We start from the raw sequence: 13089 nt of genomic DNA on the forward strand, positions 1-13089 counted from the left end.
TCCCCCCCCGGATCATGGACGACTGGGGGCAGTAATCATGCCGGGTCTGGCTGGCTAACACCCCCAGTATAAGGGGGACGAATAAAGTAACGGGGGCAAGAAGGAAATTCTGACCATACTGTGAGAAAATTTGCAGAGGGGATATATATCAGTCTTAAGTGAAATCCGGCAGGTTCTGTCGAAAATACTCTACAAAATCGAGGGGAGCCTTATTCCGGACGTGGTCAGGCTGCTTATGTATACAACTGCCTCCAGGCTGAGGTGTCTCCTGTATTTTCCATGCTGCTCTTTTTTAAGCATCCGGTGCAACGCTATTCCCACAATTGTCGCTTCCGCGGATCCCAATGATTTAAATCCGGGTGCAGACTTCGCAATACGTTTAATACCCTGATGGTCCTGTCCCACCAGATTGCTCCGATATTTTATCCGCCTCCCCTCTATCAACAAAGGCCAGAGTTCACAGAGAAATAACAGGTGGTAGCGAGACGTCCCTAAGAATGAACACGGTAATTGTGAACGAACAGAACAACAGATAATCTCCTGGCAAGGTTGGCATAAAAGGTTGTTTGCAGCTGTCACACGATATTAAAAATGAAAGCACAATGCAGATAGACGGCGAAGCTCAGAAAAATTTATCCACCAGCACCGCAAAGAACTTCTCGACTGCATATGCCCCCGGATCCTTCGCTCCGGCACGCGCCGCGTCAGCCACATCAGGCAACGGAACTTCTTCACGGTACAGGGCCAGTACGGGCACAAGTACATCAACGATTGTCCTGTTACCGGAGCCTCGTGAAGGCTTTCCGTTGATATCATGCGGCGGTTTACCTGACAGTCGAATCGATGCATAGTGAGCAGGGATAATCGCGACAAAATCCATAGCGGAAGCTCTTCCTGAAGCTATTAGGAATATTTGTATACTGCTGTCGACGACCAGATAAATACGAAGTTAATTTTCACTTTGTAACCGCATTTTCGGTAAATAAAGAACAGCTTTTTCATTCATATTTAGGATAATTCTTTTCACTTAAGACCATTCTTGTGCATGCCCATTTTTTCAATAGCACCTTCCTTGATTAATTACACTTATCATCTTTATACTCCCCCTGCAATGCGCAGAGCATAAAAAACACTGCAAACCACGGGAGGAGAAAACAGTTTGCAATCAAACAGGCCATGAAAAAATAACTTTTAAATTCAGTCAGATAACGAAAATGTCACTCTGACTTTCATGAGCCACTGATATTATGGAAGTGACTATTGATGTTAATCATATGGCAAATCATAATAATCTGGCTTAATTTAAATTCCTTTAACCCCAGCAATGACGATAAAAAGAGCCTGCCTGACATATTTGCCGGCGTGCATTCTCCTCAGCATTCTCATTCACCCTTTGTTTAATATCCAGGGCTATGATGAGTGTTAATTTCCCGTATTTAACGTTATGGAAAACTACGTTATGTCGCCAGTAAAATTCACCTCACGCCGCACGGTGCTGCTTTGCATCTTCGCGCTGACCATTGCCACTGTTTTACTCGCATTATTTCTGCATAAGCCAGCACAACCTGCCTACATTACGGCCCCGGTGCGACTGGGCAGCATTGAAAATGCCGTACTGACCACCGGCCGGCTGGATGCAGTTGAGCGCGTCAATGTCGGTGCACAGGTTTCCGGCCAGGTGAAATCACTGAAAGTTAAAGTGGGTGACAATGTGACCAAAGGACAATCTGTCGCCGAAATAGATGACCTGCCCCAGCGTAATGACCTGCGTACTGCAGAAGCCCGTCTGAGCGAGATTAAGGCCGATATGCTCGCAAAACAGGCACAGCTTAAACAAGCTGAATCAAAATACATACGCCAACGCAGGATGCTCAGTGAAGAGGCCAGCTCTCAGGAAGACTACGAGAATGCGGAAACGACGCTTGCCACCTTGCGGGCGCAAATAAAGTCGCTTAATGCCCGACTTGTACAAGCGCAAATCACCGTCGACAAAAAGAAAGTCGATTTGAGCTACACGCGCGTGGTTGCTCCAATGGACGGGATTGTCATTGCGGTTGTCACACAGCAGGGCCAGACCGTAAATTCCACCCAGAGCGCACCAACAATCATCAAACTTGCCCGCCTTGACGTGATGACCATTAAGGCCCAGGTCTCTGAAGCTGACATCACGCGTGTCAGACCGGGCCAGAAAGCCTGGTTCACTATCTTCTCAGAGCCTGAACATCGTTACGATGCCACACTGCGCACCGTTGAGCTGGCACCAGAATCGATAATGAAAGACGATTCACTGGCCAACAAAAGCACTTCATCGGGATCCGGAACGTCAAATGCATCCGTTTATTACAACGCACTCCTCGACGTCCCAAACCCCGGTAATCGCCTGCGCATTGCCATGACCGCCCAGGTCTCAATGGTGCTAGGCGAAGCAAAAAACACCCTGCTGATACCTGTCCAGGCGTTGCATAAAACAGCGGATAAAAAATCGCAGGTTCAGGTGCTGACCCCGGACGGACGTACTGAGGCGCGTGAAGTCAAAACGGGGATCTCCAACAATGTTGATGTGCAGATCCTCTCCGGACTGAAAGCAGGTGAAATCGTTACGCTGTCTCAGCCAGAGGCCAAATCTGCCGAGGGAGTATTCTTCCTGTGAAGGCAGTCATGGAACTAAAAGGTGTCAACCGGACCTACTCAAACGGCAATCAGTCCCTCAGCGTACTGAAAGATATCAACCTGACTATCAGGGCCGGCGAAATGGTCGCCATCATCGGGGCTTCCGGCTCCGGTAAATCAACGCTGATGAATATTATGGGTTGCCTCGATGTATCTGACAGCGGCGACTACGCTATCGGTGGCCAGAATGTAGCGCTGCTGTCTGCTGACGCGTTAGCACAAATTCGTCGTGAACACATTGGCTTTATCTTTCAGCGTTATAATCTTATGCCCGACCTCAGCGCACTGGGTAATGTGGAAATCCCGGCCATTTATGCCAACCGTCCCCGCGACCAGCGCCGATTGCGGGCAGCCCAACTGCTGGCCCGACTGGGGCTGGAAGGGTGGGAGAACCACCGGCCAGGCCAACTGTCAGGCGGGCAGCAGCAACGCGTCAGTATTGCCCGATCGCTTATCAACGGCGGGGAGATAATTCTGGCTGATGAACCCACCGGCGCACTCGATTCGCGATCAGGCCAGGAAGTCTTGGCTATTCTCAGTGAGCTAAACCAGCGCGGTCATACCGTCGTTATCGTTACCCATGATATGAATGTCGCGAAACGTGCCCAGCGAGTCATTGAACTTCGGGACGGTGAAATCATATCGGACAGCGGGCATAACCCCGGCACCGGACAACCGTTTCCACAATCCCCACGGGTGTCGCAGAAAGACTGGCAGACTCTCCTGGATCGTACCCGTGAGTCGCTGCATATGGCGCTGAAATCGATGAATGCTCACCGCCTGCGCACCGCACTGACAATGACCGGTATCATTTTTGGGATTGCCGCTGTTGTCACTGTTGTCGCACTGGGTGAAGGCGCCAAACAGCGAACCCTGGAAAACATCAAAGGGCTGGGTACCAATGTGGTCAGTATTTTCCCGGGTAGCGATTTCTTCGATGATGCCGCCGACAAAATCCGCACACTGGTCCCTGCCGACGCGGATGCCCTCGCACAGCAGAATTTTATCGAAAGCGTCACGCCGGAGATCTACGCTCAGGACACTATACGCTTTCGCGGAAAGTCGGCCCCAGCCACCGTCAACGGCGTCGGACGGGACTATTTTCACGTAAACGGCATCACAATTATTCAGGGAGCTACGTTTCGCGATGACCGTCATGCCCTCCAGGAAGTCATTATCAATGATAACGCCGTACACTCCCTTTTTGGCGATCCGGGTGCCGATGCGCTGGGCCAGATTGTGTTTCTCGGATCCGTTCCGGCCCGGGTGATTGGTGTAGCAAAAAGTAACCGTGATTATCCTCCTAACCGAATAGCAATCTGGATGCCCTGGAGTACCGTCATGTACCGCATGGCGGGAAAACCAACGTTAAGCAGCATCAGCGTTCGTCTGCGGGACGACGTCACCAATGAAGCCGCAATAAGCGCCATTACACAGTTGCTTATTCAGCGTCATGGGGTAAAAGATTTTATGCTGTTCAACCGTGACCAGTTTCGAAAATCGGTCGAACACACATCCATGACACTCAGCCTGCTAATCCTGATGGTCGCCTCAATCTCCCTGATTATTGGTAGCCTTGGGGTTATGAATATCATGCTGGTTTCTGTAACGGAACGCACCCACGAGATTGGCGTCCGCATGGCGGTGGGTGCGAGACGAAGCGATATTATGCAGCAGTTTATGACAGAGGCCGTGCTGGTCTGTCTGACCGGAGGTGCACTGGGCATTGTCCTGTCATTCGCTACTGGGCCACTGTTCTCTCTGATGGCGGGCAACATGCTCAACGCCATCTTGTCCTGGCAGGCAGCCACCATTGCATTTTTCTGTTCAACGTTAATCGGCATGGTTTTCGGCTATCTCCCTGCCCGTAAAGCGGCCAGGATGGATCCCGTCGTTTCACTGGCCAGTGAGTAAATAATGAAACTTTTACCGCTTCCTGTCTGCCTCGCCGTACTCCTCTGCGCAGGCTGCGGCAATATGTTAAAAAGTAAGTATCAACGCCCACACATTCACTATCCTGACCACTGGCAGAATGAAACCGTCGGTACCGTGCCCGCCCCATTTATCTGGCAGGATTTCCGCGATCCTGCACTCAACAACTGGCTGCATCAGGTGATGACCAGAAATAATGATCTGGCCCGGGCTATGCTGCGATTCTATCGTGCGCAACTTAATGCCGAACGGACCGGCATACTCGCAACACCTGACCTCAACATCAGACTGAACAGCGGTGCGGAGCACGAGTTATACGGGTCATCATCCTGGCAAGATAAAAGCGGTACATCGCTGAGCACCCGATATGAGGTGGACCTGTGGGGTAAGCTTGCCCGAGCGCAGGATGCTGCAGAGTGGCTAAGCCGGGCAAGTGAACAGGATTTACGGGCAGCCCGACTCACCCTGCTGGCAAACGCCAGCACGAACTACTGGCGAATTGGCTACCTCAATCAACAGATCAGCATAAGCCAGGAAAGTCTTGAATACGCGAAGAAAACGCGCCAACTCGCCAGCGCCCGATTCCATGCGGGTAAAATATCTCCCCTGGATGTGGTTAATGCAGAGCAAAATGTCCTGAAGCAGGAAGATCGCCTTCTGACGCAGCAGTACCAGCGCCAGCAGGCGCTGAATGAGCAGACCGTGCTGCTGGGTGCCCCGCCAGGAAAAACAGTTGTTGAACCGGGAAGCCTGTCACAAGGGCCACTGCCGCAGATTAACAGTGGAATTCCGGTCAGCATACTGAGCAGCAGGCCTGACGTGAATGCAGCAGAGATGCGCCTGCGCGCGGCATTAGCCGACATTGACGCCAGACGCACGCAATATTATCCGTCATTCACCCTGACAGGTACGCTGGGCACAAGCAGCAGCGCATTACTGACATTTCTGAGCAATCCCGTCGCCGGCATCGGAGCCAGCCTGACGTTACCCTTCCTGGAATGGCGAAAAATGAGTGTGGACGTCAATATTGCCCAAAACGACTACGAACAACGTGCTCTGGAATTTACGCAAACCCTCTATAAGGCGATGTCTGATGTAGATAATGCACTGTCTCTGCGCGCGCAACTGATGGCTCAGGAAACGCATCTCCAGACGACACTGGCGCTAGCACGCAAGTCCGAACGGCTGAATGAGGTACGTTATCGCCAGGGGGCTGTCACCATCACTGACTGGCTGAATGCTCAGGAACAGCGCCGGCAGACAGAATCAGCGCTCAACGAAAATCGGTTTAATCAGTACCAGAATATGGCGAAAATTTATCTCGAATTTGGAGGGGAAGGTAAGGACGTCTTTTTACACAACTAAAAACGACTCGGACACTGCTGTGGGGCGAAAAAAGTGAGTTTGCTGTTTTATTGCCCTGCCAGCCGGGATACTAAACCGGCTATCATCATCTCGTCCTGATTTTAAAGAAAAAGCCTGCCAGATACACAAGGCAACCTTTCGTGCACTTTTGCCTGCTGAAAAGGAAGGGGGTTGATGGCGATATGCTGCAGCCTGTTAAGATTTGAAGGTTGATCTATCAGACAGGATTCATTGCACCTGCATTAAAATGAGTCTGACGACTTAAGCCGCTTCACCTCAGGGACTTCCATACCGTCAAACTGCTTGTGCCAGTTGCATAAGGTAGCGTCTGAAATAACGTGCTTGCGACAGACGCTGCAGCTCCGTCACCCCCAGAGAGGCAAATTTTTTCTTCCTGCTGTAAAGGTCCCTTCAGAAACGCCCATACTTCTGCAGACTTCCCCGACGCGAGTGCCTGTTAGTACTATTTTCAGGGAGGACATCAAGAGGAGATCACAGTCTCATCCCATTTGCACATCGATTGAAATGACTCCCTGACTCCACGCGCCATCCTAACTATTTGATTATTAATGAATTAAAATCACATTATTGTTTATCAATAATTTAATGTTGCAATATTATTGTTATTCGATAATAATGCATGTTGCAAATTGACTTTCAGGAAGTATGGCAACGGATAAATTGAGCAGCTATAGACAAATTTTGTGAACAAAATATCTACATATTATATGGGTAAGAAGAAAATGGTTAGCAAATCAAAAATGATATTTTGGTGTAGATTTATGGAGATCGCATTATTGATCGGCCTGATTTCCACACCAATACTCGGTCAGGTATTTTCCTGGCTTCAGGCCGGAAATGACGTTCCGGTCATGGGTGGTGTAATACATAAAGAATTCGAGATATTTCCGGGAAGTCATCCTAATACAGCAGCATCAGCTATTTGTAATCTTTTGAGGGATTGTATTTTCAGTTTAATGCTTTGGCATTTTTATAAAGTGTTTAAAGATATCCGAGCGGGAGTGGTTTTCAGTCAACAACAGATAAAACGCATTTCCATTTCTGGATGGTGTTTTATTGTGCTATCCATATATTCAATCATTAGCAATATGTTTTTATCATTATTACAAAGCCCCGAAGAAAATCGGCAATACTATTTCCAGGTTGATAATTTAATTTATACACCAATAGGTATTGGGCTGGTGATACTTAGCTATGTACTTCAGCTAGCGACAGAAATAAAAGAAGAACAGGAATTGGTGATCTAATATGTCAATCATCATAAAACTTGACATAATGTTGAAATCAAAAAAAATGACAGCTAAAGAACTGGCTCAGGCTATAGGTATTACTGAAGCCAATCTTTCAATACTTAATAGTGGAAAAGCAAAGGCCATACGATTTTCAACGCTGGAAGCAATATGCAGTGTGTTAAATTGTCAGCCTGGGGATATTATAAAATACAATCCTGATTAATTTGTTGGTTGGTTGGTTGGTTGGTTGGTTGGTTGGTTTCTAAATATTGGCATTTAAGATAATTAACCAGTCAATCATTTTTATAAACTCACTATTTTAATTCTCTTTTTAATTTTATATGAAAATATTAAATTAGCATTTTTTGTCACACTTACATTAGAGAGACAATAATTATTAATGGAGTCATTATGAAATTAAATTTATTAAGAAACTGCATTTTTTGCCTTGTCAGTTTATCTGGAACTGGTCAGGCAACCAGTAAAGATATTATAACTGAGGTATATGTAAATTCTATTTACTCAGCTATCCGTCAGGAATGGACAGTGCTCGAGAATGTATGTGACACGCACGTGCATCGAAAACTCAGACTCATTGTTACTGATAACCATAATGCCTGGGCAATTGACAGTAAGAGCCTAACGAAGCTTCCCTACAGCGAGAAACAACGTCATTTACCTTTTGAATATATGCATTGTATGAAAATTCAAGGGTCTGGTGGTCGGCCAACAATTTCTGCTAGTTTAGGGGCTACTCTTCCACCGGAAAGAAATGCACGTTTTCAGACTGAGACAAAACCAGCTCCAGCTCTGTTTAACGTGGCCACTCATGAAGCTTTTCATTTTTTTGTACCGGCGAATGTATGGAAAAAATATCAACAGATAATGATTCGCGGGCAACACCTTACCCAGCTCAGGCTTCCCCCAGAGTCTATCTGGGCAATATTATTCGGCCTTTATATACTTCTCTGTGGGGAGATCAAAATGGACTGGATCACGTGCGATTTTGGTTTAACCAGCGAAAGAAACTATACCCAGATGATGCAAGCCACATCAGGCAAACCGATAATTATGAAGGCGGTGCATGGTATGTTGAAATTGATGCGAAAATTATTGCGGAAGGCAAACGCTTCAACACATCAGAGTTTTAACATGCTGTGATAACGAAAATGAAACAAGAAGTAGATTCTATCTACACGCACTCTGATTCGGAAAGTCATCTCATTGGTACCCTTTCAGGATTTGTTCTGGATATGAAAAATTGAAATGGTAATCACGCGTTTTACAGGGTTTCGACAGAACCTTTTTAACAGTATTTTACCCTCATAATCCGTAACAACAGAAGGAGGTAACATGTGATAATGAAATTTATTATTCTCTATTTTCAGTAACGCATATCTGATCCCGGAATAAATACACACTGGCTGCAGCCATATCCTTTAAAAGATAGATCATAGCAGCCATCAACAATATTTTTATGTATGTATTATCCCATCATGAGCCGATATAGTTAATAATACAAGTGAATAAAATAGAATTTTCAGATACCTTCTTCTTATCATAGCTAATACCTTCGCAGTCCGGTTCCCCCCATAGAGGGAACCGGATAATAACAATAAAATAGAGAGTGAATATTTTTATTCATTTCTGAATGAACAGGCGTTTACTGCATCAGCATCAGCTGGTCTTCTTTTCTGTACTCAAAAACAGCATCAGCTTCAGGCGTCTGTGGCAGCGTTAACCGGATAACAGGCACGATTCGTCCTGAAAAAATCTTAAATTCAGACTGATCCTTTTGTGCGCTTTTCAGCGCGTCAGGATGCCCGGGGAGGTAAAAGAAAGCCTCCAGTGGAATATCTTTCTTCATTTTTGGCCATGCCTCCAGCCTTAATTCATTTTGTTCACTAAATGATTTATTATCTTTCTGGCTGTTCAATGCTCTCATTGCATCCAGCATCACAGTAAATCCTTTTTTCGCCCCCAGAAAGGAGTTAATTTCATCATGAAGTATAAAACCACAGAAGTCATGCTCAGTCTTAGCATTCTCATATACCATTTTGACCCAGTCATTACCGGTTTTAATATTAAATTCCAGTTTATCGCAGTCTAGCCTGGAGTTGCTTGCCGGCCCGCATCCTTTATTGCTCCGATTACCGGTTCCGGCGTCAAGAGGGTATCCACAAAGGATATTAATGCTGGCCTGACCATGAGAAAAATGTTCCGGATAAAATATAAAACCGGTGCTATAATCAAAAGAAAGACGTTTGAATTTTGCATCTTTTCTCAAATAGGAGAAAGATATACCGCCATTTTTCAGGCTTTCAGGAGAGGCCTCCCATGAGCGATAAGTGCGATTGAGGTTACCACTGGTTCCCCGGATAACCACGCCGGAACATTTAGCTGCGATATCATAATCACCATTCCCGCACGATTCTGCTGTATTATTATAATCCTGAGTTATCTGGCAGGCTATTTTCTCCCCTCCAGATTTTTCTGCACACTCGGACTTCATGACCTGCTCATCGGCATGGTAGCTGAAAGGTTTTTCATTTCTTGCTGTAAAGCGAATAATCGGGATGTTCAGATTATTTTTCAGAAACAGGGCTCTGTCATTTTGTCGTCCAGTAAGGGCTTTTTCATCTCCATCCTGATAGAGCAGTGCTTCCATGTGTAGATTATTTACATCATCAGCAATTGACGTTGGCCAGTACCGATACCAGATCTGCATCGGCAGGTTACCCGGGCTTGCTCTGTTCAGATCCATCGCAAGTTTAAATTCCCGATGAATAAGGACGCTGAGCGAGCATTCTCCGTCCCATGACCAGCCTGCCTCACCCGGCCCCGGAATCAGACTGTTGCAGGTGGAATTATCCGTATCTTCATTATTATGGGGAACGGAAGCGGGTTTGCCGCATCCAAACGCCTCCCTTGTAATGGTGTAGTCCACAGGGGACGGACGGACGCAGGCTGCTGATACGGATTTCCCGTCAGCTAACGCATACTGACCCCCGAGAATTTCTCCCGTCATATTATCCGGTGGATACTTCAGGTCATGGCGTAAAAATAGTACATCAGCAGCGCTCATCCTGTGCTCCGTATCATTGGTATGCTTGGGTCTCAACAACACTCCGCTGCAGGTCAGCGCCGATAACACATGACCTTTACTGTCAGTACAGTTGGTCACAGTGGATGCCCACCGCTCATTCAGTGCGTTAGCAACCTTATCGCCGGTGTCCTCAGCGTGAGCGGGAGATGTCAGCATACCTCCCGCAAGAACCAGTCCGGACAGATGAAAGAAGCCTTTGTGCAAATAACTCATAGGAATCAGCCTCAAATGTTAAATAAACTGGGGCGAAATAATAATATTTATATTCAGTGACATAGCCGGGAAAATATTCACAATAATTGTAACGGCTTGCAATCTATCTCACCGGCTCACAATAACTGCACTCGTCGCTTCCGCGGAATCAAATGATTTTGTTTCGCAAAAAACCGCATATGTTGAATGTCTACATCAGACTCAATGCGTGCCAGGAGAGCATGATAAAACGTGGGGCAGCCGACCAACGGCTTAGTTGTTATCACAATGGAAAACTATTTTGCTGTGTATGGGATCTGATGCTCGCTGGAACGAAAACTCACTATAAGGGCTTCCATTGTGCAATAACCCCGGGTGTTATCCAGAGAGTCAGGCTGCCGCGTTACTTCAGGCGGGCTTCGTATTGTGTCAGTTGGTGACCCTTTCTGGCGTTGTGTTTATGCGACATCCTTAACATATCTCAGAATGGGCAGGTGTTGATTCGACCCATTTAGCCATCTATGCACCAACACCCACTGATGCCGTTCAAGTTGGAGGCGTCCATTTCATAAGAGCCGCATTAACAGTAAACGTCATTGGAACTACAGTCAGCTGGCCAGAGCAACGAATATATCAGCATTCAGCATCAGCGTCTCATACACGCTGATGCTATGTGCTTTCAGGGCTGCAACTATCGGACAATATTTGTATCAATAGCTTGATAGAAAGCATTGCCAGTATCGGCAATATCCCACACAGCCAGAATTACGTGGTAACCGGTATGTCCTGCCGGAACAACGCATGAATGGCTCACTGATGAGCCGGGGAGATTTTCATTTCCATTAATTTGACAAAAAGGAGTCAGTTCGAAGGCACCACGACTTAAAGGTTTGGATGAATCCCACCCTTGTTTGGTGATGAAATATCTCCAACTGGTGGTTTTGTGGCGCGCAGTCAGCGTCCAGACGAAGGTATTATTTCCCGGATGTAATGTGACTTTTGACCATCGGGTAGCGGACTGTTGGTTGAGTTCCGGGAAGCGGGAATTACCGCCGCTGGCCAAAACCCCATCAACCGGGCCTGCGGTGGGAAATCCTTTCACCCCCTCCACGCTTTGAGGTTCGTACTGAACAGCACCACAACCCGTATTAATGCCTTTGTTACATAACAAAGAGCGGCTTTCTGGCATGGAAACATAGCCATGGGCCAGAGCCTGCTGTGTTACACCGGTGCAGAGAGACAATGTTATCGCCACACCAAATAATTTACTTGTAATGGTATTCATTTAAAAATCCTTATCTAAAAATGTATTCTGAGTGTTAATGTCAACGTCAGGCATCTATCATAAACGTGCGGAGTCTATTGCCACACAACACGGTGAAAAGTATATTTATTCCAACCTCTCATGATGCATGACATGCATTTAATATCTCAATGCTTTATGTCTGGATGTGTTTTTTAATTTAGAACCTCCTTGTGACTTAATGACTTGATTGATTTACAGTGTCGTTCTCATAGTGATATATAAAAAACTCTTTTCTCTCCACATGAGAAGCACCCCATCCGTTGCAAGTAGTAGCTGCATCCTCCGCATCTTATTTCCTGTAGCGTTGAAATAATTTGATATATCGCGCCTCATCATGTATGGCGTGGGGATATAAACATTTAGAATGACTTTATGGTTTAGAGTGTAGAGGGCAAAATTGTGCTCTGGCTAATTAATTAAATATCCGTGATGTTATTTTTTTTGATTATAAAAATTAAATCTGGGTGTGAAATTATTATTTATAATACTATGGGTGACTGGAGGGCTCCTTCTCTGGTACAGGCCATATTCAGCGACTCTTTTTCGGCCCAACCCCCGTTCTCCTACGCGAAGTCGGATACCCCCCCGGCAGCCCAGACGTCGTCCTTCCGCATTCCCGAGGCACAGGTCAGCCAGCAGGTGAGGAACAGATTCTCAGCACGGGGTGTACCGACGGTGCCACCCTGCCGGACCAGTGAGAAAACAACGGAGGTGCAGAACGTCAGATAAGAGAGTGCTGCGACGGTGTTCCAGGCTAATTCTGCGTCCATGTATTCTGACAAGGGTTGTCCTGGCGAAGGATTAATGGCAGATTTGCGCGAGGTCGTCGCCATCAGGCCGGTCATTTTTATCTCCATGCTGCTGTCAATACCGTTTTGCAGCATGGTACGGGCAATTTTCAGCATCGCTTCCCGTTCGCCCTTTTCTATACCGCATTGTTCACCAAACTGAATACCTTCTATACGACCCGGCTCAATGTCCTTCTGTTCGGGCTGTTGTGTGACGGTCATCTTCAACATCACTGCAAACGCGGATCACGGTCATTTTAGACACGCCTGACAGGTAGGCAGTTTTGCACAGGGATTTTCCGTGGCCCAGCCGGAGGGGGCGTATTAATTTGTGTTTCTACGCATCGGCCACCCTGCCCCGATATTTACCTTCGATCTTTGTCTTTCTTAACCCTTCCGCCTGTCGGCGGTGGCACAGAAAACCAACAGCGAAAAAAGCTTAGCGAGCATTGAACGGCGGCGATATGATCGATGCAA

At 46.8% G+C, this 13089-nt stretch carries 10 protein-coding genes and 4 pseudogenes; 6 read left to right on the forward strand and 8 right to left on the reverse strand.

Going from position 1 to position 13089, the window contains the following annotated elements; translation table 11 throughout:
- Nucleotides 1-622 precede the first annotated feature (622 nt).
- Nucleotides 623-880 carry a hypothetical protein gene (locus B9Y90_RS27690; RefSeq protein WP_085542756.1) on the reverse strand — a complete coding sequence of 86 codons (258 nt, stop codon included), beginning with the start codon at nt 878-880 and terminating at the stop codon, nt 623-625.
- Between the two features lie 579 nt (nt 881-1459).
- On the opposite strand from B9Y90_RS27690, the gene B9Y90_RS23070 reads away from it, so the two are divergent.
- From B9Y90_RS23070 to B9Y90_RS23080, 3 genes are read left to right on the forward strand one after another with little or no spacing between them, the layout of a single operon-like run.
- A complete protein-coding gene (locus B9Y90_RS23070; RefSeq protein WP_441302667.1) occupies nt 1460-2650 on the forward strand; it encodes an efflux RND transporter periplasmic adaptor subunit in 1191 nt (396 codons plus the stop codon).
- An 8-nt stretch (nt 2651-2658) separates the two neighbouring features.
- Nucleotides 2659-4584, forward strand: a complete 1926-nt coding sequence (locus B9Y90_RS23075) for a MacB family efflux pump subunit (RefSeq protein ID WP_085542758.1) — start codon at nt 2659-2661, stop codon at nt 4582-4584.
- A gap of 3 nt (nt 4585-4587) precedes the next feature.
- The gene (locus B9Y90_RS23080; protein ID WP_085542759.1) at nt 4588-5967 is read left to right on the forward strand and encodes a TolC family protein; all 1380 of its coding nucleotides are present in this window, start codon (nt 4588-4590) and stop codon (nt 5965-5967) included.
- Between the two features lie 257 nt (nt 5968-6224).
- On the opposite strand, the pseudogene B9Y90_RS26605 reads toward B9Y90_RS23080, so the two are convergent.
- Nucleotides 6225-6320 (reverse strand): annotated as a pseudogene (locus tag B9Y90_RS26605) (transposase); the annotation flags it as partial.
- Nucleotides 6310-6449: pseudogene (locus tag B9Y90_RS27695) on the reverse strand (transposase); the annotation flags it as partial. The pseudogenes B9Y90_RS26605 and B9Y90_RS27695, both read right to left, overlap by 11 nt.
- A 300-nt stretch (nt 6450-6749) precedes the next feature.
- Between B9Y90_RS27695 and B9Y90_RS23085 the strand changes: the two are divergent.
- The 3 genes from B9Y90_RS23085 (at nt 6750) to B9Y90_RS23095 (ending at nt 8381) form a co-directional block, all read left to right on the forward strand.
- Nucleotides 6750-7235: a DUF2975 domain-containing protein gene (locus B9Y90_RS23085; protein ID WP_176227901.1), complete on the forward strand. Its 486-nt coding sequence runs from the start codon at nt 6750-6752 to the stop codon at nt 7233-7235.
- Nucleotide 7236: 1 nt separating this feature from the next.
- Nucleotides 7237-7443 carry a helix-turn-helix domain-containing protein gene (locus B9Y90_RS23090; RefSeq protein ID WP_061278140.1) on the forward strand — a complete coding sequence of 69 codons (207 nt, stop codon included), beginning with the start codon at nt 7237-7239 and terminating at the stop codon, nt 7441-7443.
- A gap of 188 nt (nt 7444-7631) precedes the next feature.
- Nucleotides 7632-8381, forward strand: a complete 750-nt coding sequence (locus tag B9Y90_RS23095) for a hypothetical protein (protein ID WP_139827468.1) — start codon at nt 7632-7634, stop codon at nt 8379-8381.
- Between the two features lie 502 nt (nt 8382-8883).
- Here B9Y90_RS23095 and B9Y90_RS23100 read toward each other — a convergent pair.
- The 5 genes and pseudogenes from B9Y90_RS23100 to B9Y90_RS23120 form a co-directional block, all read right to left on the reverse strand.
- Nucleotides 8884-10539, reverse strand: a complete 1656-nt coding sequence (locus B9Y90_RS23100; RefSeq protein ID WP_085542762.1) for a hypothetical protein — start codon at nt 10537-10539, stop codon at nt 8884-8886.
- Nucleotides 10540-11209: 670 nt separating this feature from the next.
- A complete protein-coding gene (locus B9Y90_RS23105) occupies nt 11210-11803 on the reverse strand; it encodes a lytic polysaccharide monooxygenase (RefSeq protein ID WP_085542763.1) in 594 nt (197 codons plus the stop codon).
- A 584-nt stretch (nt 11804-12387) separates the two neighbouring features.
- On the reverse strand, nt 12388-12606 hold the full coding sequence (locus B9Y90_RS23110) for a hypothetical protein (protein WP_139827469.1): 219 nt from the start codon (nt 12604-12606) through the stop codon (nt 12388-12390).
- A gap of 19 nt (nt 12607-12625) precedes the next feature.
- Nucleotides 12626-12834: pseudogene (locus B9Y90_RS23115) on the reverse strand (ISNCY family transposase); the annotation flags it as partial.
- Nucleotides 12797-13021 (reverse strand): annotated as a pseudogene (locus tag B9Y90_RS23120) (recombinase family protein); the annotation flags it as partial. The pseudogenes B9Y90_RS23115 and B9Y90_RS23120, both read right to left, overlap by 38 nt.
- Nucleotides 13022-13089: the final 68 nt, after the last annotated feature.

Source organism: Cedecea sp. NFIX57 (genome assembly GCF_900177785.1).
Classification (GTDB): Bacteria; Pseudomonadota; Gammaproteobacteria; order Enterobacterales; family Enterobacteriaceae; genus Cedecea; species Cedecea neteri_C.

Bases quoted from the DNA above. Each gene is read 5' to 3' on its own strand.
- B9Y90_RS23075 (WP_085542758.1), top strand. From the start codon at position 2,659: ATGGAACTAAAAGGTGTCAACCGGACCTACTCAAACGGCAATCAGTCC.
- B9Y90_RS23085 (WP_176227901.1), top strand. From the start codon at position 6,750: ATGGAGATCGCATTATTGATCGGCCTGATTTCCACACCAATACTCGGT.
- B9Y90_RS23090 (WP_061278140.1), top strand. From the start codon at position 7,237: ATGTCAATCATCATAAAACTTGACATAATGTTGAAATCAAAAAAAATG.
- B9Y90_RS23105 (WP_085542763.1), bottom strand. From the start codon at position 11,803: ATGAATACCATTACAAGTAAATTATTTGGTGTGGCGATAACATTGTCT.
- B9Y90_RS23080 (WP_085542759.1), top strand. From the start codon at position 4,588: ATGAAACTTTTACCGCTTCCTGTCTGCCTCGCCGTACTCCTCTGCGCA.
- B9Y90_RS23095 (WP_139827468.1), top strand. From the start codon at position 7,632: ATGAAATTAAATTTATTAAGAAACTGCATTTTTTGCCTTGTCAGTTTA.
- B9Y90_RS23100 (WP_085542762.1), bottom strand. From the start codon at position 10,539: ATGAGTTATTTGCACAAAGGCTTCTTTCATCTGTCCGGACTGGTTCTT.
- B9Y90_RS23070 (WP_441302667.1), top strand. From the start codon at position 1,460: ATGTCGCCAGTAAAATTCACCTCACGCCGCACGGTGCTGCTTTGCATC.
- B9Y90_RS27690 (WP_085542756.1), bottom strand. From the start codon at position 880: ATGGATTTTGTCGCGATTATCCCTGCTCACTATGCATCGATTCGACTG.